Source organism: Saccharothrix coeruleofusca, assembly GCF_014648515.1.
Classification (GTDB): domain Bacteria; phylum Actinomycetota; class Actinomycetes; order Mycobacteriales; family Pseudonocardiaceae; genus Actinosynnema; species Actinosynnema coeruleofuscum.
In genome coordinates, this window is record NZ_BMRG01000002.1 from 403,307 (window position 1) to 424,819 (window position 21,513).

22 protein-coding genes, 2 tRNA genes and 1 pseudogene are annotated in these 21,513 nt (G+C 70.9%); 14 read left to right on the plus strand and 11 right to left on the minus strand.

The genetic code is table 11. The features are described 5' to 3' along the window. Window positions 1-48: 48 nt before the first annotated feature. A complete protein-coding gene (gene tig, locus IEZ00_RS06555) occupies window positions 49-1,425 on the minus strand; it encodes a trigger factor (RefSeq protein WP_189222144.1) in 1,377 nt (458 codons plus the stop codon). Window positions 1,426-2,446: 1,021 nt separating this feature from the next. On the opposite strand from tig, the gene IEZ00_RS06560 reads away from it, so the two are divergent. Beyond that, window positions 2,447-3,352 (plus strand): LysR family transcriptional regulator, encoded by a 906-nt coding sequence (locus IEZ00_RS06560; RefSeq protein WP_189222145.1) that lies wholly within the window; start codon window positions 2,447-2,449, stop codon window positions 3,350-3,352. An 84-nt stretch (window positions 3,353-3,436) separates the two neighbouring features. Next, window positions 3,437-3,688, plus strand: a complete 252-nt coding sequence (locus tag IEZ00_RS06565; protein ID WP_189222146.1) for a hypothetical protein — start codon at window positions 3,437-3,439, stop codon at window positions 3,686-3,688. Window positions 3,689-3,690: 2 nt separating this feature from the next. Here IEZ00_RS06565 and IEZ00_RS06570 read toward each other — a convergent pair whose 3' ends face one another. Together IEZ00_RS06570 and IEZ00_RS06575 are read right to left on the minus strand one after the other, a co-directional pair. Further along, window positions 3,691-3,834 carry a hypothetical protein gene (locus IEZ00_RS06570; protein WP_189222147.1) on the minus strand — a complete coding sequence of 48 codons (144 nt, stop codon included), beginning with the start codon at window positions 3,832-3,834 and terminating at the stop codon, window positions 3,691-3,693. Window positions 3,835-3,865: 31 nt separating this feature from the next. Continuing rightward, complete coding sequence (locus IEZ00_RS06575) at window positions 3,866-4,453, minus strand: TetR family transcriptional regulator (RefSeq protein ID WP_189222148.1); 588 nt, start codon at window positions 4,451-4,453, stop codon at window positions 3,866-3,868. Window positions 4,454-4,552: 99 nt separating this feature from the next. Here IEZ00_RS06575 and IEZ00_RS06580 point away from each other — a divergent pair, with 99 nt between their 5' ends. After that, window positions 4,553-5,623, plus strand: coding sequence for a saccharopine dehydrogenase family protein (locus IEZ00_RS06580; protein WP_189222149.1), 1,071 nt, complete (start codon window positions 4,553-4,555; stop codon window positions 5,621-5,623). Between the two features lie 62 nt (window positions 5,624-5,685). On the opposite strand, the gene IEZ00_RS06585 is transcribed toward IEZ00_RS06580, so the two are convergent. Continuing rightward, window positions 5,686-5,759, minus strand: a tRNA-Pro gene (locus IEZ00_RS06585). Between the two features lie 60 nt (window positions 5,760-5,819). Between IEZ00_RS06585 and IEZ00_RS06590 the strand changes: the two genes are divergently transcribed. Together IEZ00_RS06590 and IEZ00_RS06595 are read left to right on the plus strand one after the other, a co-directional pair. Continuing rightward, window positions 5,820-5,890, plus strand: a tRNA-Gly gene (locus tag IEZ00_RS06590). A gap of 608 nt (window positions 5,891-6,498) precedes the next feature. Next, entirely contained in the window at window positions 6,499-7,332 is an 834-nt protein-coding gene (locus IEZ00_RS06595) for an inositol monophosphatase family protein (RefSeq protein WP_229795164.1), read from the plus strand. 253 nt (window positions 7,333-7,585) lie between these two features. On the opposite strand, the gene IEZ00_RS06600 is transcribed toward IEZ00_RS06595, so the two are convergent. Both IEZ00_RS06600 and IEZ00_RS06605 read right to left on the minus strand, forming a co-directional pair. Next, window positions 7,586-8,200 (minus strand): TRADD-N-associated membrane domain-containing protein, encoded by a 615-nt coding sequence (locus IEZ00_RS06600; protein WP_209615599.1) that lies wholly within the window; start codon window positions 8,198-8,200, stop codon window positions 7,586-7,588. Between the two features lie 407 nt (window positions 8,201-8,607). Continuing rightward, window positions 8,608-8,979 (minus strand): winged helix-turn-helix transcriptional regulator, encoded by a 372-nt coding sequence (locus IEZ00_RS06605; protein ID WP_189222151.1) that lies wholly within the window; start codon window positions 8,977-8,979, stop codon window positions 8,608-8,610. A gap of 92 nt (window positions 8,980-9,071) precedes the next feature. On the opposite strand from IEZ00_RS06605, the gene IEZ00_RS06610 reads away from it, so the two are divergent. From IEZ00_RS06610 to IEZ00_RS06635, 6 genes are all read left to right on the plus strand, one after another. After that, window positions 9,072-9,911, plus strand: coding sequence for an NAD(P)H-binding protein (locus IEZ00_RS06610; RefSeq protein ID WP_189222152.1), 840 nt, complete (start codon window positions 9,072-9,074; stop codon window positions 9,909-9,911). 64 nt (window positions 9,912-9,975) lie between these two features. After that, window positions 9,976-10,239 carry a YxzC family protein gene (locus IEZ00_RS06615; protein WP_189222153.1) on the plus strand — a complete coding sequence of 88 codons (264 nt, stop codon included), beginning with the start codon at window positions 9,976-9,978 and terminating at the stop codon, window positions 10,237-10,239. A 76-nt stretch (window positions 10,240-10,315) separates the two neighbouring features. After that, window positions 10,316-10,648, plus strand: coding sequence for a YnfA family protein (locus IEZ00_RS06620; protein WP_189222154.1), 333 nt, complete (start codon window positions 10,316-10,318; stop codon window positions 10,646-10,648). A gap of 18 nt (window positions 10,649-10,666) precedes the next feature. Next, entirely contained in the window at window positions 10,667-11,005 is a 339-nt protein-coding gene (locus tag IEZ00_RS06625) for a VOC family protein (protein ID WP_189222155.1), read from the plus strand. Window positions 11,006-11,123: 118 nt separating this feature from the next. Next, window positions 11,124-12,332 carry a GNAT family N-acetyltransferase gene (locus IEZ00_RS06630; RefSeq protein ID WP_189222156.1) on the plus strand — a complete coding sequence of 403 codons (1,209 nt, stop codon included), beginning with the start codon at window positions 11,124-11,126 and terminating at the stop codon, window positions 12,330-12,332. Between the two features lie 83 nt (window positions 12,333-12,415). After that, window positions 12,416-13,192, plus strand: coding sequence for a hypothetical protein (locus IEZ00_RS06635; RefSeq protein ID WP_189222157.1), 777 nt, complete (start codon window positions 12,416-12,418; stop codon window positions 13,190-13,192). Window positions 13,193-13,253: 61 nt separating this feature from the next. Here IEZ00_RS06635 and IEZ00_RS06640 read toward each other — a convergent pair whose 3' ends face one another. The 3 genes from IEZ00_RS06640 to IEZ00_RS06650 are packed head-to-tail and all read right to left on the minus strand — an operon-like array spanning window position 13,254 to window position 15,179. After that, window positions 13,254-14,054: an Fpg/Nei family DNA glycosylase gene (locus IEZ00_RS06640; RefSeq protein WP_189222158.1), complete on the minus strand. Its 801-nt coding sequence runs from the start codon at window positions 14,052-14,054 to the stop codon at window positions 13,254-13,256. Further along, window positions 14,047-14,712, minus strand: coding sequence for a hypothetical protein (locus IEZ00_RS06645; RefSeq protein ID WP_189222159.1), 666 nt, complete (start codon window positions 14,710-14,712; stop codon window positions 14,047-14,049). The genes IEZ00_RS06640 and IEZ00_RS06645 overlap by 8 nt, the downstream gene beginning before the upstream one ends. Beyond that, window positions 14,712-15,179 (minus strand): ribose-5-phosphate isomerase, encoded by a 468-nt coding sequence (locus tag IEZ00_RS06650; protein WP_189222578.1) that lies wholly within the window; start codon window positions 15,177-15,179, stop codon window positions 14,712-14,714. Before IEZ00_RS06650 ends, IEZ00_RS06645 begins: the two co-directional genes overlap by 1 nt. 28 nt (window positions 15,180-15,207) lie before the next feature. Between IEZ00_RS06650 and IEZ00_RS06655 the strand changes: the two genes are divergently transcribed. Continuing rightward, entirely contained in the window at window positions 15,208-15,915 is a 708-nt protein-coding gene (locus IEZ00_RS06655) for a 2-phosphosulfolactate phosphatase (protein ID WP_189222160.1), read from the plus strand. 3 nt (window positions 15,916-15,918) lie between these two features. Here IEZ00_RS06655 and IEZ00_RS06660 read toward each other — a convergent pair whose 3' ends face one another. Together IEZ00_RS06660 and IEZ00_RS06665 are read right to left on the minus strand one after the other, a co-directional pair. Continuing rightward, entirely contained in the window at window positions 15,919-17,274 is a 1,356-nt protein-coding gene (locus IEZ00_RS06660) for an aldehyde dehydrogenase family protein (RefSeq protein ID WP_189222161.1), read from the minus strand. A 77-nt stretch (window positions 17,275-17,351) separates the two neighbouring features. Beyond that, window positions 17,352-17,960 (minus strand): annotated as a pseudogene (locus tag IEZ00_RS06665) (mycothiol-dependent nitroreductase Rv2466c family protein); the annotation flags it as partial. Between the two features lie 219 nt (window positions 17,961-18,179). On the opposite strand from IEZ00_RS06665, the gene pepN reads away from it, so the two are divergent. Together pepN and IEZ00_RS06675 are read left to right on the plus strand one after the other, a co-directional pair. Next, window positions 18,180-20,738 (plus strand): aminopeptidase N, encoded by a 2,559-nt coding sequence (gene pepN / locus IEZ00_RS06670; protein ID WP_189222163.1) that lies wholly within the window; start codon window positions 18,180-18,182, stop codon window positions 20,736-20,738. Between the two features lie 89 nt (window positions 20,739-20,827). Next, a complete protein-coding gene (locus IEZ00_RS06675; protein ID WP_189222164.1) occupies window positions 20,828-21,478 on the plus strand; it encodes a response regulator in 651 nt (216 codons plus the stop codon). The last annotated feature ends 35 nt before the right edge of the window (window positions 21,479-21,513 follow it).

A 21,513-nucleotide genomic window follows, 5' to 3' on the forward strand; every position in this document is an offset into this window, starting at 1 on the left:
AGGCGGGCGGCGTCGCCTTCCCGACACCGCCCGCGTTCGCTCAGGGCTTCACTCCCCGGCCGGGGATTCCGCGGGGGTTCCCGCGGCGGTCTCCTCAGTGGACTTCGCCTCGCCGAACAGCTCGTCCAGGTCGAGGGCGTTGCCCGCGGCGTCGGTGACGGTGGCCTGGCGGACCACGGAGGCCAGCGCCTTGCCCCGGCGCACGTCGGCGAAGATGGCGCCGAGCTGGCCGGACTGCTGGGCCCGCTTGACGTACTCGTCGGGGCTGACGCCGAAGCGCTGCGCCTGGTAGATGATGCGCTCGGTCAGCTCGGCGTCGGAGACCGACAGCTGCTCGGCGTCGGCGATGGCGTCGAGCACCAGCTGCGTCTTCACGGCCTGCTCGGCCGCTTCGCGCACCTCGGTGTCGAACTGCTCCTTGGTCTGGCCCTGCTCGGCCAGCCACTCGGCGAAGCGCGCCTCGTCGTGGTCGAAGGCGTGCACGGCGTCGTGCTCGCGGGCCTCGATCTCGCCCTTGACCACGGCTTCGGGCAGCGGCACCTCGACGCTGGCCAGCAGCGCCTCCAGCACCTTGTCGCGGGCCTGGACGCCCTGCTGCATCTTCTTGACCCGGCCAAGGCGCACCCGCAGGTCGTCCTTGAGCTCGTCGAGGGTGTCGAACTCGCTGGCCAGCTGGGCGAACTCGTCGTCCAGCTCGGGCAGCTGGCGCTCCTTGACGCTGTTGACCACGACGGAGACCTCGGCCTCGCGGCCCGCGTGCTCGCCCGCCACCAGCGTGGTGGTGAAGGTCTTGGTCTCGCCCTCGGCGGCGCCGATCAGGGCGTCGTCGATGCCCTCGACGAGCTGGCCGGAGCCGATCTCGTAGGACAGGCCGGTGGTCTTGGCCTCCTCGACCTCCTCGCCGTCCACGGTCGCCGAGAGGTCGACCACGACGAAGTCGCCCTGCTGGGCGGGCCGCTGGACGCCGGTCAGCGTGCCGAAGCGGGCGCGCAGCTCGTCGAGCTGGGTGGCCACGTCCTCGTCGGTGACCTCCTGGTCGTCGACGGTGACCGACAGCTCGCCGAAGGCGGGCACGGTGATCTCGGGGCGGACGTCGACCTCGGCGGTGAAGGCCAGCGACTCGCCGTCCTCGATCTTGGTCACCTCGAAGTCCGGCCGGCCCAGGGTGCGCAGCTCACCGGAGTTGACGGCCTCCAGGTACTTGGCCGGGATGGCCTCCTGGACGACCTCGTCCAGGACCGGCGCGCGGCCGATGCGGCTCTCCAGCACGCGGGCGGGGGCCTTGCCGGGGCGGAAGCCGGGGATGCGGACCTGCTTGGCCAGCTTGCGGTAGGCGCGGTCGAAGTCCGACTTGAGCTCGTCGAACGGCACCTCGACGTTGATCCGGACCCGCGTCGGGCTCAGGTGCTCGACGGTGCTCTTCAACGTGGTCTCCTCGTAACGGGCAGGACGTGCGGAACATCCCGAGAACACCTGGACTGGCGTCGGGATTCCGCCCGAGTCTAGGCGAGGCCGGACTCCGAGGGGGGCCGACCCCCGACTGGGGCCGCCCGGCGCCCGGCCCGCGGCGCGGCGGTAGCGCTGCGTGAATACCCGGCGAATAACCTCGAGTCACCCAGGACGCCATATCCGGAGTTGTTTCGACACCCGATGGAATTACCGGCGGGATCGTGAGAGCGATTCCACGGAGATGGTTCACTCGTCCAAGCCCCACCCCTTCGGAACGGGCACACCCCGGTGGATGCCTCCCGTGCCATCGGAAGGCCCTATGACCACAGGTCACGACGGCGGGTCGACGCGCGTCGCGGCCTCGGCGTCGAGGACGGACAGGCTCACCGGACCGGCTGCCACAGCCTCTGCCGGACGGAACAGAACCGCCTATCGGCGGCAGCCCGCCAGCATCACCCGGATGTCGCAACAGCGATTGACCTTCGGCAACCACAGCCGGTCGACAACTAGCCCAAAGGAGTGACCAAGGGCCGTTCGGAGCAACCAGGGGTGGAAAGTTTTCACTTGTCGAGATGACTCCACTCGCCGTAGCCCATTAGTGCGAGCTTCAGGTAACGTAACGCCCGGACCCGCACGCCCGGAGGTCCACTCAATTAAATAGTCGCCGGACGTTCTGGGGGGTCAGCAGCGGACGCAGCCGGCGACGAAGAGCCAGACGATGTCATCGAGCTCTTTAACCACCTACCAGAAAAGGTGCCGATGACCCGATGAGATCAATTCCGCCGCTGCCGAACGAACCAGCACGACCACCGGTGGAGACCCTTACGGGGGACCTCGCCCACCGAGCCCCGCCCCACGCGGTAGCACGGCGATGTTGACGGCCTCCTGACCGCGCGCCCGCAGGACGCGCACGACCAGGCCCGACCGCCGCCACGCACCCGGCCCACGACGCCCCGCGCCCGTGGCCCACCCTCTTCACGCACCGTTGGGGAGTTCCATGGAAACACGTCAACTCCTGGCGTTCACGACTGTGGTCCAGACGGGCAGTTTCACCAAGGCAGCCGCCACCCTGAACTGCTCGCAACCGACCATCACCACGCGGATCAAAGCCCTTGAGGAAACTCTCGGAGTGCCTTTGTTCCGCCGCCTTCCGCGCGGCATCCAGATGACCTCCGCCGGGGTCGAGCTGCTGCCTTTCGCGCGAAACATCATCACGCTCACCGACAAGGCGAGAAAAGCCATCACGATGAACGGCGAACCGCACGGCAAGCTGGTCATCGGCAGCGCCCAGAGCCTCACCGACTACAGGCTGTTACCGCTGATCGAGTACATGTGCTGGCGCTACCCGAGCGTCCAGATCTCGCTGCACTCCGGCAACACCAGGACCAACCTGGCCGAGGTGGGCGAGGGACGGCTGGACTGCGCGTTCTTCATCGGCCCGATCGAGGCCCACGAAGGGCTGGAGACGACCGTGCTGTGCCAGGAGCCGCTGGTCGTGGTCGCCGGGCCGACCCACGCGCTGACCCGCCGCCCGGTGATCACCGAGCAGGACCTGCGCGGCAGCACGCTCATCCGGGCCGAGAACGGCGCCAGCTACTACGAGCAGTTCGAGCAGGCGCTCGGGCTGCGGGAGGCCGAGTCCCGGTCACCGGTGCTGGCGCTGGACTCGCTCGACGCCGCCAAGCGGGCGGTGGCATCGGGCCTGGGGATCTCACTGGTCCCGGAGGTGACCGTCGCCGCGGAACTCGCCGACGGCAGGCTGCGCCGACTGCCGTGGGCCCCGCCGTTCCGGGTCTGCACCCAGTTCGCGTGGCGCCGGGACAACTCGGCCAACCCGTCGGTCACGGCCCTGGTGTCGGCCGCGGCACAGGTGGTCAGCGAGCAGGTGGCCGCCCACCCGTGACCCTGTGGAGCCGTTCTTGAGCCGCGGGGTGCTCAAGAACGGCCACAGGGTTGGCGGGGCCGCGTCGCGGGTACCGCAGGCGGTATGACCGTTGCGGCCGAGGACCTGCGAAAACTGCTCACCTCCGACCTGCCCGACCCGACGCTGGTGCTCGTGGAGGGCAGGGTCGAGGTGGTCAAGGTCGACGACCTGGACACCGATGCCCTCCGCGGCGCGCTGCTGCTGACGTCGCGGGACGAACTGCTCGCCAGGGGCGTCCGCGAGGACGCCGACGACCGGCAGCTCCAGGAGCACGCCGCCGCGATCTCCACGGTCGTCGACCTGCAGGGCGGCTGACCCTACTCGTCGTCCTCCACGAGGTCGGGCTCCTCGGCCTCCACCCCGAACCCCTCCGCGGGCTCGGGCCCGCCCGGTCCGGGGTCGGCGGCGGCGATGCGGTCCTCGCGGAACCTCGGATCGGGTTCGAACGGCGCTGTCGTCATGCCACGCGGGTACCCCGCGCCACCCGCCGTGTCACCCGTTCGACTCCCCGCTCCCGTCCGCGCCGAGTTCCGCGCGCAGCGTCTCGAAGGTGTCGCGGACGATGTCGCGGAGGTAGCGGTCGTCGTCGTCCAGCCACTCGGCCATGGAGACGCCGAGCAGCGTCACGCACGTCTCGGCCAGCAGGGTGGCGCGGGTGGCGTCGAGGCCGCGAGCCAGGAAACCCTCCCGGATCGCGTCGGACACGGCCGCGCGCTTGCGCAGTTCGCGCTCGCGCAGCCCTTCGTCGCAGCGGACCAGCTCGCGGCGCTGGCGCAGCACCTCCTTGCGCTCCTCGAAGTAGGTGTCCGCCATGAGCCGCAGGCTCTCCCGGACCACCGCCAGCGGGGCGGCGGAGGCGGGCACCCGCGCCATCAGCTCCGTGACGATCGCGGCCACCCCGGCGTCTTCGGCGAAGAGCACCTCGCGCTTGTCGGCGAAGTGCCGGAAGAACGTGCGGGTGGTCAGACCCGCCCGAGCGGTGATCTCGGGCACGGTCGTCGCGGCGAACCCCCGCTCCGAGATGAGCTCGAAGGCCGCCCGCTGGAGGCGTTCGCGCGCGTCCGGTCGCCATCTCCCCACCCCACCAGCCTATGCGATGACACGCGATGTCATGGCACTGTACGGTGATGACATTGCGTGTCGTCACTGTGGCGGCAGCGGAGCGAGAGTGGAACTGCCATGACCGAGGTGTGGATTCTGGGCGGCACGGGCCGCAGCGGGCGCGCGATCGCGGCCGAGCTGAGGAAGCGCGGCATCCGGCCGGTGCTGGTCGGCCGGGACGCGGACCGCCTGGCCGCCGCAGCCGAGGGGGACCGCGTGGTCGTGGCGGCGTCGGTCGACGAGATGGCGGCCGAGATCAGCAGGCAGCGCCCCGCCGTCGTGGTCAACACGGTCGGCCCGTTCAGCACGACGGCGGCACCGCTGGCGCGGGCGTGCCTGCCCGCGAGCCACTACCTCGACCTGGCCAACGACCTGGCCTCCTTCTCCACGACGCTCGCCCTCGACGAGGCCGCCGCCACGGCGGGCCGCACGATCGTGACCGGCGCCGGGTTCGGCGTGACCGCGACCGAGAGCGTGGTCGTGAAGCTGTGCGAGGGACGCCCGACGCCCGAGCAGGTGCGGGTGGACATGATCCCCTCGCTCGCGATGAAGGAAGGCGTCGTCGGGGAAGCGCTGGCAGGCACCTTCGTCGAGGGGATTCCCGGCGTTGAGGGCGGCGGCCGGTACCAGGGCCGCCGGTACCGGGACGGGCGACTGGCCCCGGCACGGCTGGGGGACGAGCCGACCCGCTTCGTGCTCCCCGACGGAGCGACGGTCACCACCTCCGCCATGCCACTGGGCGAACTGGTCGCCGCTCAACGCGCCAGCGGCGCACCCGACGTGCTCGCCGCGTCCAGCGAAGTCCCGTCATCTCCGGTGGCGCGGACGATCATGCGACTGGCCATGTCGCTGCTGGCGATCGGGCCCGTGCGGACCCTCGCCAAGCGGCAACTGGCCGCGGTGAAGATCAAGGCCAGGCCACAGCCCCGCGAGTACTCGTGGGGTCACGCCGTAGTCCGATGGGCGGACGGCACGGAACGCGAGGGCTGGCTGCGCGTCGGCGAGGCCCAGGCGTGGACCGGCGTGGTGCCCGCCGAAGTGGTCCACCGCCTGCTGACGGGCCAGGGGAAGCCGGGTTTCCACACCCCGGCGGCGCTGTTCGGCAGCTCGCTGGCCGAGGCGTGCGGCGGCGAGTACTTCATCGCCTGAGCCACCGGTGACCGCCGAGCTGAGTGGGCCTACCGGCGTTTCCGCTGGTAGGCCCCGCCCAGTCGGGGCGACAGGATTTGAACCTGCGACCCCCCGCTCCCAAAGCGGGTGCGCTACCAAACTGCGCCACGCCCCGGTCCTTACCACCTTAGCGTGACACGCTAAGCTGTTTCCGCACCCACCCCGTGGGTGCGATGCGGGTGTAGCTCAATGGTAGAGCCCCAGCCTTCCAAGCTGGTCATGCGGGTTCGATTCCCGTCACCCGCTCTCGTCTTGCTCCGCTGGTAGATCGCTTGCCGACCGTCCTCCGTGGACGGTCTTCTCGCTTCCGTGGATCTTCCGTGCCCCTCACGGGCCCTCTTCTGTGCCCTTTCGGGCAGTCCCCATCACCTTGCTGAACCACCGCAGCTTGGTGCGGTACCCCCTGGTTCCGCTTGCCCAGATCCGCCAGCCGCATCGCCGACCCAAGGGGCACGTACACCGTCACCCTTGCCACTCGATGACCGGCCGTGCCGCCAAGCGGCCCGGGGTGCAGCCCCACCCACACCGCCAAGGCGGCCAGCGGGACAGCAGAGCCAGCATCACCAGGTGGCCCGACACGATCACGCAGTCTGTCCACATAGGACAGTGGCTCGCATGGAACCCCACCCTCTGAGGGCCGCACCCAGATGGGGCGCGGCTTTGCACGGGGGGTGGCTACCAGGGCCTACGACGAGCCAATCCGCCACTACATCACCATCACCGATCAGGCCGAGTGCAGTGCCGAGGCGTCGAGTCCTTCACACTCCTCATAGGGAAGGACGACGCCGCGCCCGGCCTGTTCGCCACCTCCTCCTGGTGTTCGACCCGATGTGGAACCGCGCCAAGGAGACCGCGTGACGCCCTCGCCCGACCGACTGGCCGAGATCGCACGTCAGGCCGTGACCATCGGAACCGACCTGATCAAGACCACCAGGCCGCAAACAGTCATCGAGAAGGCCGACCGAGACACCTTCACCGACGTCGATCTACGCATCGAACACGAGATACGCGCCTATCTGGCCAAAATCACTCCCGAGATCGGCTTCATCGGCGAGGAAGGGGGAGCGGACGACCAGACCGCCGACAGCGACCTTCACTGGTCACTGGACCCCGTCGACGGAACGGCCAACCTCGTCCACGGCGTGCCACTGTGCGGAGTCTCCCTCGGACTCATGCAGGGAGACCGTGCCATTGTCGCCGCCATCGCCCTGCCCTACGCGGACCTGCACTACACCGCCGCCCACGGCCACGGCGCGTACGTCAACGGTCGCCCCATCCGAGTGAGCACCACGGCCGAGCCGTCCAAGGCGATGGTCGCCATCGGCGACCACGCCACCGGCGAGGACTCCCACGAGAAGAACAAGCAGCGCATCGCCCTCACCGCCGCACTGGCCGCCCAAGTCGAACGCATCCGCATGTTCGGATCCGCCGCCCACGACCTCACCTGGCTGGCCGAAGGCCGCATCGACGCCGCCGTGATCATGTCCAACAAGACCCACGACATCGCCGCAGGCGTCCTCATCGCCCGCGAAGCCGGAGCCATCGCACTCGACAGCACCGGCCGCGAACACACCTCGGCCGCCACCCATACCATCGCTGCCGCACCAAGCATTGCCGAACCGCTGCTCTCCCTGGTGCAGGCGGGCATCGGGATTGAACCCTCACAGTTGCCGAATACGGCTCTCTGAGATCAGTACGGTCGACTACCGCGATGCGGCCAACCCCGCCTCACATTTGCACAGCCTCCCCGCATCGCTGCCACTGGGCCCGCGTTCCGTTCCACCAAGCAGTCACGCGGAGCAGGTTCCTGCGCCCTGAAAGGCCGTGTGCCACGGAGAGGCGAATTGCCACCAAGCCGCTTCCGACCACAACAGCTTCGCCACTTCGTCAACGAACGACATGGCCACAATATTCGCCGCCCCACCTGGAGTTATTATTCCATCACCGTTTGCGCCGCCCATCCCGTGGCAGCGCTTTAGGCGTCACCGTGGTACTGTCCGCCAAGAGATGACTGGTTACAGCTTGAGCATCGGGCTCGACATCAAGAGCGCGCATGGCGGTCACGCTCTTAAGTCGGTCCCGCAGTGTGCTGTCATCAACCTGCTCGATAAGCTGAAGCGTTTGCTGCAGTCGACGATCAGACTGCAACTCCTTTTCGATCTTCTCAACCTGTTCGGTCAAGTGCCTGCGTGCCCGATTGGCGTGCAACGCAAACGCTCCACCGCACGTCCCAATGATGGCACCGCTCAAGCTTGAAACCAGCGCCGCGTAGTTAAGCCCAGGACCACTCCCGCGCAGAAGTGCCAATCCGCCACCCGCGAGCACGACAATTGCGCCTATACCCATAAACACCAAGCTCATGCGGAACGTGATCTCCGCCTGCTTGAAGGCTTGGTTGTAGAAGTTGAAAAGAAATGACTGGCGGCGCTCAGAGTATCCGTCGCCCTCCGGGTTCGAAGTTGCCCGTGCGCCGACATGAACAGCCTGTACAACATTTCCATGGAAAACGTTCACCACGCTGTTCTCATTTAAGCCTCGCCCATCACCGTCACCCATTGACACACTCCCGTCGATTCAGGCAACATACGGGATCCTACCTCACAACGCATGATCATCGCCGCCATCACACGACGTTGTCGAACTGTAGTCGCCACTACACTCGTTCGAGCGGTCAGCACTGGTTCAAGTTGAGCAAAGGCGACGGATCCCGCGATCAGGCCACCGGACACGGAATAGCATTGATCAACTATGGTGAACGACGAGCGGAAATGATCACGTCAGCCTCTCGAGGCAGAGAAATCCGCAGCTCATCGCCCCCTCCCCATCCCAGGGCCCAGAGCGACCAGTCGAGGACACGATGCAGTCCTGATGGCAGCGTCCACGCTCTCATCAGGGTTTGTGCGGGATACCTTTCAGATCTTCAGCGATTCACATTCCGCACCGCAGGTCACTCAGTGACCGCACTATCCCTCACCGCGCGACGGCAGCCGTTGGGTGATCCGGTCGAGCAGGTCGCCCAGCGGTTCGCTGACCTCCCGGCCGAACTCCGTCAGCCCGTAGGTGACCTGGGGCGGGGTCGTCGGCTCGACCTCGCGCCGGACCAAGCCGTCTTCGACCAGGCCGCGCAAGGTTTGGGCCAGCATCTTCTCGCTGATGCCCCGGATGCTCTCACGCAGCTCGTAGAACCGGAGGTCGCCGCCGCGCAGGGAGATCAGCACCCAGACGCCCCACTTGCTGGTCACGTGGTCGATCACGGTGCGCGCGGGGCAGTCGGTGTGAAACACCTCATACCGCTGGTCCGCCTCGGCCTGCGGTAGCTGCACACCTCCCGTCATGTACTGAGCTTACCGAGAGGTACGTCCTTACCAATAGTTAGCCCAGCTCCTAGCGTCGCCGCCACAAGAGGAGATCGAGCGAGGAGCTGCTCATGATCGTGGTGACCGGTGCTACCGGGAACATCGGCAAGCCGCTGACGCGGGCGCTGGCTGAGGCGGGCCAGAAGGTGACGGCGGTGTCGCGGCGCACGGCGGAGGTGCCGGACGGCGTCCGCCACGTGACGGCCGACCTGGCCGAGCCCGCGGTCCTGGAACCGCTGCTGGCCGACGCGGAGGCGTTGTTCCTGCTGCTGTCCGGCGACATGCACGCCCCCGAAGCCAAGCCGACCGACATCATCGGCCAAGCGGTGGCCAACGGGGTCCGCCGGGTCGTCCTGCTCTCCACGCTGGGCGTGGTCACCAGGCCCTTCGGCCGGACGCGGGTCGCGATGCGCCAGTTGGAGGACGCGCTGCGGGAGTCCGGTCTGGAGTGGGCCGTCCTGCGGCCGGGCGGCTTCGCCTCCAACGCCTTGTGGTGGGCCGAGTCCGTGCGCACGCGGCGGGTCGTCGCCGCGCCTTTCGGTGACATCGCGGTGCCGCTGATCGACCCGGCGGACATCGCCGAGGTCGCGGCGGCCTGCCTGCTGGAGGACCGGTACAACGGCGGTGTGTACGAGTTGACCGGTCCGGAGCTGATCTCGCCGCGCGGGCAGGCGGAGGCCATCGCCGACGCGCTGGGCTCGCCGGTGCGGTTCCACGAGCTCACCCGCGAGGAGGCCAAGGCGGGCATGGTGCGGACCATGCCGGGGGAGCTCGCCGACGACACCCTGGACATCCTCAGCTCCCCCAGTCCGGCCGAGCTGCGCGTCAGCCCGGACGTCGAGCGGGTCCTGGGCCGTGCCCCGCGCACCTTCGCCGACTGGGCCGCCCGCAACGTCGACGCGTTCCGCTGAGACCGGCCCGCGCGCTGGGGTTGCTCGGTGATCCGCTGCCGATCAGCTGCCACACTCGACGACCATGAGCTTGGAGCCGCCTTCGCGCGCTGATGTCGAGAGGCAGTTCGAGCGGCTGTTGAGCGGTGCGGCCGGCCGGGAGGAGGTCGACCGGTGGGCGGCTCGGTACTTCACCGAGGACGTTGACGTGGCGGACCCGCTGGTGTGGAGCGCCCTTGGTCGCCTGCACGGGATCGATCTCCCCGCCGGCCCCGCCGGGGAGTACCTGCACGACCTCCACCAGGTTTCCGAATGGCTGTCCGAGCTGCGTGGAGATGGCTCGGAGTAGGTCCATCCGCACGGGGCGAACCTCCAGCGAGTCCATTCCGGACAAGCGGGGTCGGCCCAATGGCAGGCTGACGGGCATGACCGTGCTGCGCTCCGCGATCCTGTTCGTCCTCGCCGCCATCGCCGAGATCGGTGGTGCTTGGCTTGTCTGGCAGGGGGTCCGGGAGCAGCGCGGGTGGTTGTTCGCGGGGCTGGGCGTGCTCGCGCTGGGCGCGTACGGGTTCGTGGCCACGCTCCAGCCCGACGCCAACTTCGGGCGCATCCTGGCCGCGTACGGCGGGGTGTTCGTGGCGGGTTCGCTGGTGTGGGGTGTCGTGGTCGACGGGTTCCGGCCCGACCGGTTCGACGTGATCGGCGCGGTGGTGTGCTTGGTGGGCGTCGGCCTGATCATGTACGCGCCGCGCGGGTAGTCCTCCACCATGACGCGCATGGGTTTGGACCAGGTGGTGGTGGACTGCTCGGACGCCGCGGCGCTCGCGCGGTTCTGGGCGGCGTTGCTCGGCGCGGAGCCGGTCGACCGGCCGTCGGGGTGGTCGCACGTCGAGGCCGAGGGGTGGCCGCGGGTGGCGTTCCAGCCGGTGCCGGAGGGCAAGTCGGTGAAGAACCGGCTGCACTTCGACGTCGAGGTGGACGACATCGGGGCGGCGACGCGGCGGGCGCTGGAGCTGGGTGCGGTGAAGCGGGGCGAGGTCCAGTCGGACGCCGAGGGGCGGTTCCAGGTGATGCTCGACCCCGAGGGCAACGAGTTCTGCTTCGTGTCGGACTGAACGACCTGGACGGGCGGCCCGGGCGTTGAACTCGCGGCACCCGAGGGGTCGACTCACGGGGAGGAGGTGCCTCCGAAACTCGGTCGCGGTTGCCTGCCTCGGGGCGTATGAACACCGCATGGGTCTGACCATCCGCACTCTCGTCCCCGATGACTCGGCACGGTTCCAGCGGTTGGTGAACGCCGCGTTCTTATCCGATGTCGATGAGGAGCACGTCGGCCGGTGGCACGGCCTGTTCGAGGCCGAGCGGCACCACGGCGTCTTCGACGGCGACGAGCTGATCGGCGGCGGTGGCATCCAGAGCCGGGAGATGACGCTGCCCGGCGCCGGACCGCAAGCGGTTGCGGCGGTCACCTCGGTCGTGGTGAGACCGGGACACCGCAGGCGCGGCGTGCTGAACATGGTCATGCGGGCCCAGCTGCACGGGCTGCACGAGCAGGCGCGTGAGCCGCTGGCGGCGCTGTGGGCTTCCGAAGCGGCCATCTACGGCCGCTACGGCTACGGCTATGCGGCGGACTTCCTGCGCTTGTCCGTGCCCGCGCGCGCGGAGTTCCTGCCGCACGTCTCGGTCGGGGACGAGCGGGTGCGCGAGGCGCCCCGGCAGCAGGCCATGCCGGTGATCAAGGAGCTGTACGAGCGGGTCCGGCCGCACCGCACGGGCTGGTTGAGCCGCGACGACGCGATGTGGGAGTACCGCCTCAGGGACGAGGAGCGGGACCGACACGGCCGCAGCGCCTACCGTTACGTGCTGCACCCGCGCGGTTACGCGGTCTACCGGGTCACGCAGGACTGGCAGGAGCGCGGTCCTCGGCACCAGCTGTACGTGCGGGAGCTGGCCGCGGAGGACGCCGTGGCCTTCGCCGCGCTCTACCGCTATCTGCTGGACGTGGACCTGGTGGGCGAGCTCCAGCTGTTCACCGCCGCGGACGATCCGGTGGTGCACCTGCTGGCCGACTCGCGGCTGGCGCTGCGCAGCCGCGCGGACTCGCTGTGGGTGCGGCTGGTGGACGTGGACCGCGCGCTGGCGCTGCGCCGCTACCAGTCCGATGTGGACGTGGTGCTGGAGGTCTCCGACGAGCTGTGCCCGTGGAACGCCGGCACCTGGCGGATGACGGTCAAGGGCGGTGAGGCGGTCGTGCGGCGCACCTCCGACGCGCCGGACCTGGCGATGGACGTGCGGGCGCTGGGCGCGGCGTACCTCGGCGGGACCCGGCTGACGGTGCTGGGGGCGGCGCAGGCCGTGCACGAGCGGTCGGCGGGCGCTCTCGCCGCGCTGTCGCACGCCTTCCTCGGCGACCGCGAGCCGCACTGCCCCGAGGTGTTCTAGGTCGCTCCGGGAACCCGATGCGGGGCCTCGGCGTTGTTCCGGACAAAGGCGGCGAGTAGCCGCCCCGATCTCCGGGAGGAACCGTGGGCACCGGTCTGGTGCTGCTCGTGCTGCTCGTCGTGGTGGTCGGCGCAGGTCTGCTCGTCGCCCGCAACCGCGCCGCGGCCCGGCAGCGGGAGCTGGAGGACGCGCAGGCCGACGCCCGCCGCTGGGTGGAGCGGCTGGGCGGCCAGGTGATGAGCCTGACCGGCACCGACACCGCCTCCCAGCAGGCGCTGGCGGACGCCTCCGAGCGGTTCACCGCGGCGGGCTCGCAGATGGAGCAGGCGCGGACGGTGGAGCAGGCCCGGCTGGTCACGCAGACCGCCATGGAGGGCCTGTACTACGTGCGCGCGGCGCGCACCGCGATGGGCATGGACCCCGGTCCCGAGCTGCCCGACCTCACCGGCCAGAGCCGCGCGGGGCGGGTCACCGAGGAGCGCCAGGTCGACGTCCAGGGCCACCACTACGCCGCCTCGCCGCGGCCGGGTCAGGCCACGCCGCACTACTACCCCGGCGGCATGGTGGCCGGGCGGCCGGTGCCGCAGGGCTGGTACAGCGAGCCGTGGTGGAAGCCCGCGCTGGTCGCGGGCGCCTGGGGCGTGGGTTCGTTCCTGCTGATGAACGCGATGTTCTCGGGCATGGCCGGGGTCGCCTACGCGGACGGGTACGCCGACGGCATGAACGCCGACGGTGGCGACGCGGGCGGTGACGCGGGAGCCGACGCCGGTGGTGACGCCGGTGGTGACGCGGGCGGCGACTTCGGTGGCGGCGACTTCGGCGGGGATTTCGGCGGCGACTTCGGCGGGTTCGACTTCTGAGCGATTGTCGAGGGGGAGGAGAAGGGGGGAGGCCCGCCGCGGCCTCCCCCCTTCGTCCGTCTCAGGGCTTCTGGCAGTTCGGGCACCAGTAGAGGTTGCGCCCGGCCAGCTTCGCGGTCGCCACGGGCGTCCCGCACAGCACGCAGGGCTCGCCGGTGCGCCGGTAGACGTAGACCTCGCCGCGCCGGTTCGGGTTGGGCGGGCGGCCCATCACCTCGGGCCGGTGCTCGGGCCGCACGGTGTCGATGTAGCCGTCCCGGACGCCGTCGCTCATCAGCGCGACCAGGTCGGCCCACAGCTCCCCCCACAGCGCCCGGTCGACGCGGTCGCCCGGCGTGAACGGGTCGAGGTTGTGCCGAAACAGCACCTCGGCGCGGTAGACGTTGCCGACGCCCGCCAGCACGCCCTGGTCCATCAGCAGCTGCGCGATGGACTGCTTGGACCTGGAGACGCGCTGGTAGGCCGCTTCGGGGTCGGCGTCGGCGCGCAGCGGGTCCGGGCCCAGCCTGCCGCGCAGGCGGTCCACCGCGGCCTCGTCGAGCACCTCGCACCGGTTGGGGCCGCGCAGGTCGGTCCAGTGCGTCGGGCCGACCACGCGCATCCGCACCTGGCCGACCGGGTCCACCACCGGGTGGGTGAACTCGGTGAACACGCCGTAGAGGCCCAGGTGGACGTGCACGACCGCGTCCGGGCCGTAGACGTGGAACAGGTGCTTGCCGTGCGCCTCGGCCTCGACCATGACGCGGCCGTCCACCGCCGAGGCGTCGAAGCGGCCCTGCGGGCTGGAGACCTCGACGACGTGGCCCGCGTAGCGCTCGTGGTGCAGCCGGGCCAGCCGGTGCAGCGTGTGGCCCTCAGGCACCGGTCACCTCGCGGAAGGGCACGACCGAGCACAGGTGGGTGCGCGTCACCGTGCGGGAGTCCCGCGCGAGCAGGCGGTGGGCCAGCTCCTCGGCGCGTGGCCGGTCGTGCCTGGCCAGCACCGCGCACAGGTCGGCCAGCTGCACGGAGCGGTCGAAGTCGGGTTCGTCGTCGCGGGCCAGGCCCCGGTCGACCACCTCGGCGACGGCGTCGGTCAGCGCCGGGTCGTCCGCCGCGTAGGCCAGCTGCCAGTGGAAGAACACCTCGTCCGCCCTCCGGGTCAACGCGCGCACCGCGGTCAGCCGCGCGGGCTCATCGTCGGTGAGCGCGCGCCCCTCCGCGACCGCACCGGCCAGCGTCGGGAAGCTGTAGTCGCGGTCGCGGCCGTCGGTGACGCGGCCGAACCAGGGCGAGCGCCGCCCGGCCTCGGCGATCGCGGCCACCACCGGGTACACCGGGGCGTGGCCCCAGCTGGCCAGCGCGACCACGGCCAGGAAGCGGTGGTAGCCCTCGGCCGCGTCGTCGGCCAGCACCTCGCGCAGGCCGGGAATCCGGTCGAGGTAGCGGCGGTCGGTGACGCCCGCGTCGATCACCGCGTACGGCTCGGTCGTGCCGTTGCCGTCGATGTCGCGGAACAGCAGCTCGCGCAGGGAGGCCATCAGGGCAGGGCCGGGGCCTCGCCGGTGCGCTCGTACTCGCTGAGCATGTCGATCCGGCGGGCGTGCCGCTCCTGCCCGGAGAACGGGGTGGCCAGGAACGCCTCCACGATCGCGGTGGCCTCCTCGGTGGAGTGCATCCGCGCGCCCACGCCGATGAGCTGGGCGTTGTTGTGCTGGCGGGCGAGCTGGGCGGTCTCGACGCTGTAGGCCAGCGCGGCGCGCGCGCCCGGCACCTTGTTCGCGGCGATCTGCTCGCCGTTGCCCGATCCGCCGACCACGATGCCGAGGCTGCCCTCGTCGGCCACCACGCGGCGGGCGGCCTCGATGCAGAACGGCGGGTAGTCGTCCTCGGCGTCGTAGACCGCCGGGCCGACGTCGACCACGTCGTGGCCCGCGGCGGTCAGGTGCTTGACGAGGTGGGACTTCAGCTCGAAGCCCGCGTGGTCCGATCCCAGGTAGACGCGCACGTCACAGGAGTCTGCCATCCTGGCGCGCGTGTTCGGACAACAGGGCAGCCGGGTCCGCCTGGAGTGGGGCGGTGAGGGCGTGGCCGCGCTGGGCGAGCAGTGCGCCGTGCTCGTCGTGGTGGACGTGCTGTCGTTCAGCACGGCGGTGGACGTGGCGGTGGGTCGCGGGGCCGAGGTGCGGCCGGTGACCTGGTCGGACCGGGCGGCGGTGCCGCCGTCGCGGTGGAACCTGCGGCCGTCTTCGCTGGTGGACGTGCCCGCCGGGGCCGTGGTGGAGCTGCCCTCCCCGAACGGCGCGACGCTGTGCGGGCTGGCGGCGGGGACCGGGGCGACCGTGCTGGTCGGGTGCCTGCGCAACGCGGAGGCGGTGGGCCGCGCGGCCGGGGCGATCGCCGGGGACCGCCCGATCGGGGTCGTCCCGGCGGGCGAGCGGTGGGGGGTGGGCATCGCCGCCGACGCCTCCGGCGGCCCGCTGCGGCCGAGCGCGGAGGACCTGCTGGGGGCGGGGGCCGTGGTGGCGTCGCTGCGCGAGCACGGCCCGCTCTCCGTCGAGGCCGATCTGGCGGCGGGGGTGTTCGAGCGGGCCGCGGTGGCGGAGTTCCTGGCCGGGTGCGTGTCCGGGCGCGAGCTGGCCGCGGCCGGTCACGCCGCCGACGTGGCGCTGGCGGGCGAGGTCGGGGCGAGCCGGGCGGTCCCCGTGCTCGCCGACGGCGTGCTCACCGACCTCGCCCGCTGATCCCTACCGCTGGATGGACTTCACCTCGGTGAACTCGTCCAGCCCGAAGCGGCCGAACTCCCGGCCGTTGCCGGACTGCCGGTAGCCGCCGAACGGCGCGCTGGTGTTGAAGGCCGCCCCGTTGATGTCGACCTGCCCGGTGCGCAGGCGCCTGGCCACCGCCAGGGCGCGGTCCTCGTCGGCGGAGAACACCGCCCCGCCCAGCCCGTAGATCGTCGAGTTGGCGATGCGGACCGCGTCGTCCTCGTCGGCGTAGGGCATCACCGAGAGCACGGGACCGAAGATCTCCTCCTGGGCGATGGACATCTCCGGGGTGACGCCGCCGAAGACGGTGGGGGCGACGTGGAAGCCCCGCTCGGTGGGCCGCTCCACGCCGCCGAGGGCCAACCGGGCCCCCTGCTCGATCCCGGACCGGATGTGGCCGACCACGCGCTCGCGCTGCGCGGCGGAGACGGCGGGGCCGAGCCGGGTCGCGGGCAGCGCCGGGTCGCCCGGCTCGTACTTGGCCGCCGCGGCCACGGCCAGCTCCACCGCCTCGTCGTGCCGGTCGGCGGGGACCAGCAGCCGGGTCCACGCGCTGCACGCCTGGCCGTTGTTCATGAACGCGTTGGCCACGCCGATCTTCACCGCGCGCGCCAGGTCCGCGTCGTCGAGCACCACGTTGGCGGACTTGCCGCCCAGCTCCAGCGCCACCCGCTTGACCGTCCCGGCGGCCAGCGCGGCCACCCGGCGACCGGCGCGGGTGGAGCCGGTGAACGACACCGCGTCCACGGCGGGGTGCGCGGCCAGCGCCTCCCCCACCACCGGCCCGAGGCCGTGGACCACCTGGAACACCCCTTCGGGCAGGTCCAGCGAGCGCAGCACCTCGGCCAGCAGGTCCGCCGTCCCCGGCGCCAGCTCGCTGGGCTTGAGCACCACGACGTCGCCCGCCGCCAGCGCGGGCACGACCTTGGCGACCATCTGCTGCAGCGGGAAGTTCCAGGGGGTGATGGCGCCCACGACGCCCACCGGCTCGCGCAGCACCAGCGAGTTGCCGATCTCCTCGCCCGCGAAGTAGCCCGCCTCCAGCGCCGCCGCCACGCCGCGCGCGATGCCGACCGGGTTGGGCACCTGCACCCGCGTGGCGAACGTGGTGGGCGTGCCCATCTCGGCGGTCATGGTGGTGGCGAACTCGTCGGCGCGCGCGGCCAGCTCCTCGGCGACCCGCCTGGCCAGCTTCGCGCGCTCGTCGACCGGGGTCGCCGCCCACGCAGGGAAGGCCGCGGCGGCGCGGGTCACCGCGGCGTCGACGTCCTCGGGCGTGCCCTCGGCGACCTCGCCGATGACTTCCTCGGTGGTCGGGTTGACGACCTGGAGCACGACCCCTCCCGACGGGATGTAACACTTCGAAGCCCTGAACGGCCCAACGTGTCACATCCTGCCCCGAGGGCTAACGAGAAGTCCAGCGTCCCCGTCCTGGTGCGCTTGAGCTCGAAGAACTGCGGGAAGCTGGTCAGCGCCCGAGCGCCGTCGAAAACCGTCACCGCGTCCTCGCCGCGAGGGATCCTGCTCAGCACCGGCCCGAAGAAGGCCACCCCGTCGATGTGGATGGTCGGCGTGCCCACGTCCATGCCCACCGGGTCCATGCCCCGGTGGTGGCTGGCCCGCAGGTCCTCGTCGTACTCGGCCGAGCGCGCGGCCTCGGCCAGCTCGGCGGGCAGGCCGACGTCCGCCAGGGCGAGCTCGATGACGGCGTCGTAGTCGCTGTTGCCCTCGTTGTGGATGCGCGTGCCCATCGCCGTGTAGAGGTCGCGCAGCACCGCGTCGCCGTGGTGCTTGGCAGCGGCGATGCTCACCCGGACCGGGCCCCACGCGCGGTCCATCGCGTCGCGGTAGCGCTCGTCCAGGTCGCGGCCCTCGTTCAGCACTGACAAGCTCATCACGTGGAAGTCGAGGTCGATGTCGCGCTGCGACTCCACTTCCAGTATCCAGCGCGAGGCGATCCAGGCGAACGGGCAGACCGGGTCGAAGTAGAAGTTGACCTTGGTGGCTCCTTCAGCCGTCATGGTGCGTTGCCCTTCTGGCGTCGGGCGGTGGCGGACTCCGCCCCCTGCGGCTCCATCGTCGCCGAGGACGGGCACCCGCGCAGCGTTCCCGCGGAAGGGAGTCCACTTCCCCCCGCGGCTCGTGATTGGATGCGACTGTCGTGTTCACCGACGCGACACCATCCCCGTACCGACGACGTCGGCGCCGAGTCCTGCCGGCGACGACAGACGAGGTGACCAGTGGCGGCACCCAACCTCACCCGCGACCAGGCACAGCAGCGCGCCCAGCTGCTGGAAGTCGACTCCTACCGGATCGAGCTGGACCTGACCGACGGGGGCGGCAAGCCCGGCTCGGACACGTTCCGCTCCACCACGACGGTGGCCTTCCGCAGCCGCTCTGCGGGCGCTTCCACGTGGGTCGACATCGTGGCCGCGACGGTGCACCGGGCCGTGCTCAACGGCGTCGAGCTGGACGTCTCGGGATACCGCGAGGAGGAGGGCCTGCGGCTGCCCGACCTGGCCGAGCACAACGAGCTGACCGTCGAGGCGGACTGCCGGTACATGAACACCGGCGAGGGCCTGCACCGGTTCGTCGACCCGGTCGACGGCGAGGTCTACCTGTACTCGCAGTTCGAGACCGCCGACGCCAAGCGCATGTTCACCTGCTTCGACCAGCCCGACCTCAAGGCGGTCTACGACATCGCGGTGACCGCGCCGAGCCACTGGAAGGTCATCTCCAACGCGGCGGTGGAATCCACTGAGGACGCCCCCGGCGGTGCGGAACGGCGCGTGTTCGCCACCACCAAACCGATGTCCACCTATCTGGTGGCGCTGGTCGCTGGCCCTTACGCCGAGTGGCGGGACGAGTACACCGACGGTGAGACCACCATCCCGCTGGGCATCTACTGCCGCGCCTCGCTGGCCCCCCACATGGACCACGAGCGGCTGTTCACCGAGACCAAGCAGGGCTTCGGCTTCTACCACGGGGCCTTCGGGGTGAAGTACCCCTTCGGCAAGTACGACCAGTGCTTCGTGCCGGAGTTCAACGCGGGCGCGATGGAGAACGCGGGCTGCGTCACCTTCCTGGAGGACTACGTCTTCCGCAGCCGCGTCACCCGCTACCTCTACGAGCGGCGCGCCGAGACCGTGCTGCACGAGATGGCGCACATGTGGTTCGGCGACCTGGTGACCATGCGCTGGTGGGACGACCTGTGGCTGAACGAGTCGTTCGCCACCTGGGCCTCGGTGCTGGCCCAGGCGTCGGCCACGGAGTACGTGCACGCGTGGACCACGTTCGCCAAGATCGAGAAGTCCTGGGCCTACCGGCAGGACCAGCTGCCCTCGACCCACCCGGTGGCCGCGGACATCCCCGACGTGCAGGCGGTCGAGGTCAACTTCGACGGCATCACCTACGCCAAGGGCGCCTCGGTGCTCAAGCAGCTGGTGTCCTACGTCGGCCTGGAGAACTTCCTGGCGGGCCTGCGGGTCTACTTCGCCAAGCACTCCTGGGGCAACGCCACCCTGGCCGACCTGCTCGGCGCGCTGGAGGAGGCGTCGGGCCGCGACCTGTCGTGGTGGAGCGCGCAGTGGCTGGAGACCACCGGCCTGAACCTGCTGCGCCCCAAGTTCAGCGTGGACGCGCAGGGCCGGTTCACCGAGTTCGCGGTGCTGCAGGGCGGCGCGCGGCCGGGCGCGGGCGAGCTGCGCACGCACCGGCTGGCCATCGGCGTGTACGACGACGAGGGCGGCAAGCTGGTGCGCAAGCACCGGGTGGAGCTGGACGTGTCCGGCGAGCGCACCGAGGTGCCCCAGCTGGTCGGCGTGCCGCGCGGCAAGCTGGTGCTGGTCAACGACGACGACCTGACCTACTGCACGATGCGGCTGGACCCGGACTCGCTGGCCGCGCTGGTCGACCACATCGCCGACATCGCCGAGCCGCTGCCGCGCACGCTGTGCTGGTCGGCGGCGTGGGAGATGACCCGCGAGGCCGAGCTGAAGGCGCGCGACTTCGTCAACCTGGTGCTGGGCGGCCTGCACGCGGAGACCGAGGTGGGCGTGGTGCAGCGGCTGCTGCTCCAGGCGCAGACCGCGCTGTCCTCCTACGCCGACGCCTCCTGGCGCGCGGAGGGCTGGCGGCGGTTCACGGCCAGGACGCTGGAGCTGGCGCGGGCCGCCGAGGCGGGTTCGGACCACCAGCTGGCGTTCGTCAACGCGCTGGCGACCTCGGTGCTCGACGCCGACACCCTGGCGGTGCTGCGCGGCTGGCTGGACGGCACCGACGTGCTGCCCGGCCTGGACGTGGACACCGACCTGCGGTGGCGGCTGCTGCAGGCGCTGGTCGCCCACGGCGCGGCCGACCTGCCCGAGATCGAGGCGGAGGAGCGGCGCGACCCGACCGCGACCGGCCACCGCCGCGCCCAGTCCGCCCGCGCGCTGCGCCCCACCCGCGAGGCCAAGGACGAGGCGTGGGAGCGCGCGGTCAACGACGACGAGCTGCCCAACGCGGTCAGCGAGGCGATCATCGCGGGCATCCAGCACCCCGGCCAGAAGGAGCTGCTCCAGCCGTACGTGGAGCGCTACTTCGCCGACGTGGCGGGGGTGTGGGACCGCCGCTCCAGCGAGCGCGCGCAGTCGGTGGTGATCGGGCTGTTCCCGTCCTGGTCGATCCGGCCGGAGACGGTGACCGCGGCGGACCAGTGGCTGGCGGGCGACCACCCGCCCGCGCTGCGCAGGCTGGTCTCCGAGGGCCGCGCGGGCATCGTGCGGGCGCTGGCGGCGCAGGAGTTCGACCGCTCCTGACCTGCTGCGCCGAGGCCGCGTCCCTCTTTCGGGGGACGCGGCCCGCTCATCCCCTCGCGGAGGGTCCCCCGACCGCTAGCCTCCGGCGGATGGCGGAGATGCTCAACGCGGTGGCGAGTCTCTTATGGCCGCTGATCCTGCTCCTGCTGCTCCTGCTGTTCCGCACCCCGCTGCGCGAGGTGGTGCGGTCCGCTCGGGAGCGCGAGATCTCGCTGGAGATCGGTGGCCAGCGGGTCACCCTCGGCGTGCTGAACCGGGCCCAGAACGAGGCGATCGCCGACCTGCGGAAGCAGGTGAGCGCGCTGCGCGAGGCGCTCGGCGAGGCGTCGGGTCAGGTCGGCTCGCCCGCCGTGGCCGCGGTGCCCGACGAGGAGCCCGCGCCGCTGCGCGTGCTGTGGGTGGACGACCACCCGGAGAACAACGTGCTGGAGATCGCGCAGCTCCAGGACAACGGGGTCCGCGTGGACTCGGCGACCTCCACCCGCGAGGGGCTGGAGCTGTTCGCCACCAACCGGTACCGGCTGGTGGTCACCGACATGGCGCGTGCCGAGGTGGTGGACGCGGGCGTGCGGCTGGCGACCGCGCTGCGCGAGCTGGACCCGGCGGTGCCCATCGTCGTCTACTGCGGGGCCAGGGCCAAGCGGACCCTGGGCGCGCGCGCCATCGCGGCGGGAGCGAACGCGGTCACCAACTCGCCGTGGGAGCTGACCGAGCACTTCCGCAAGCTCGCCCTGCTCTGAAACACGCTGAAGGCCCCGGCGACGGGCACCGGGGC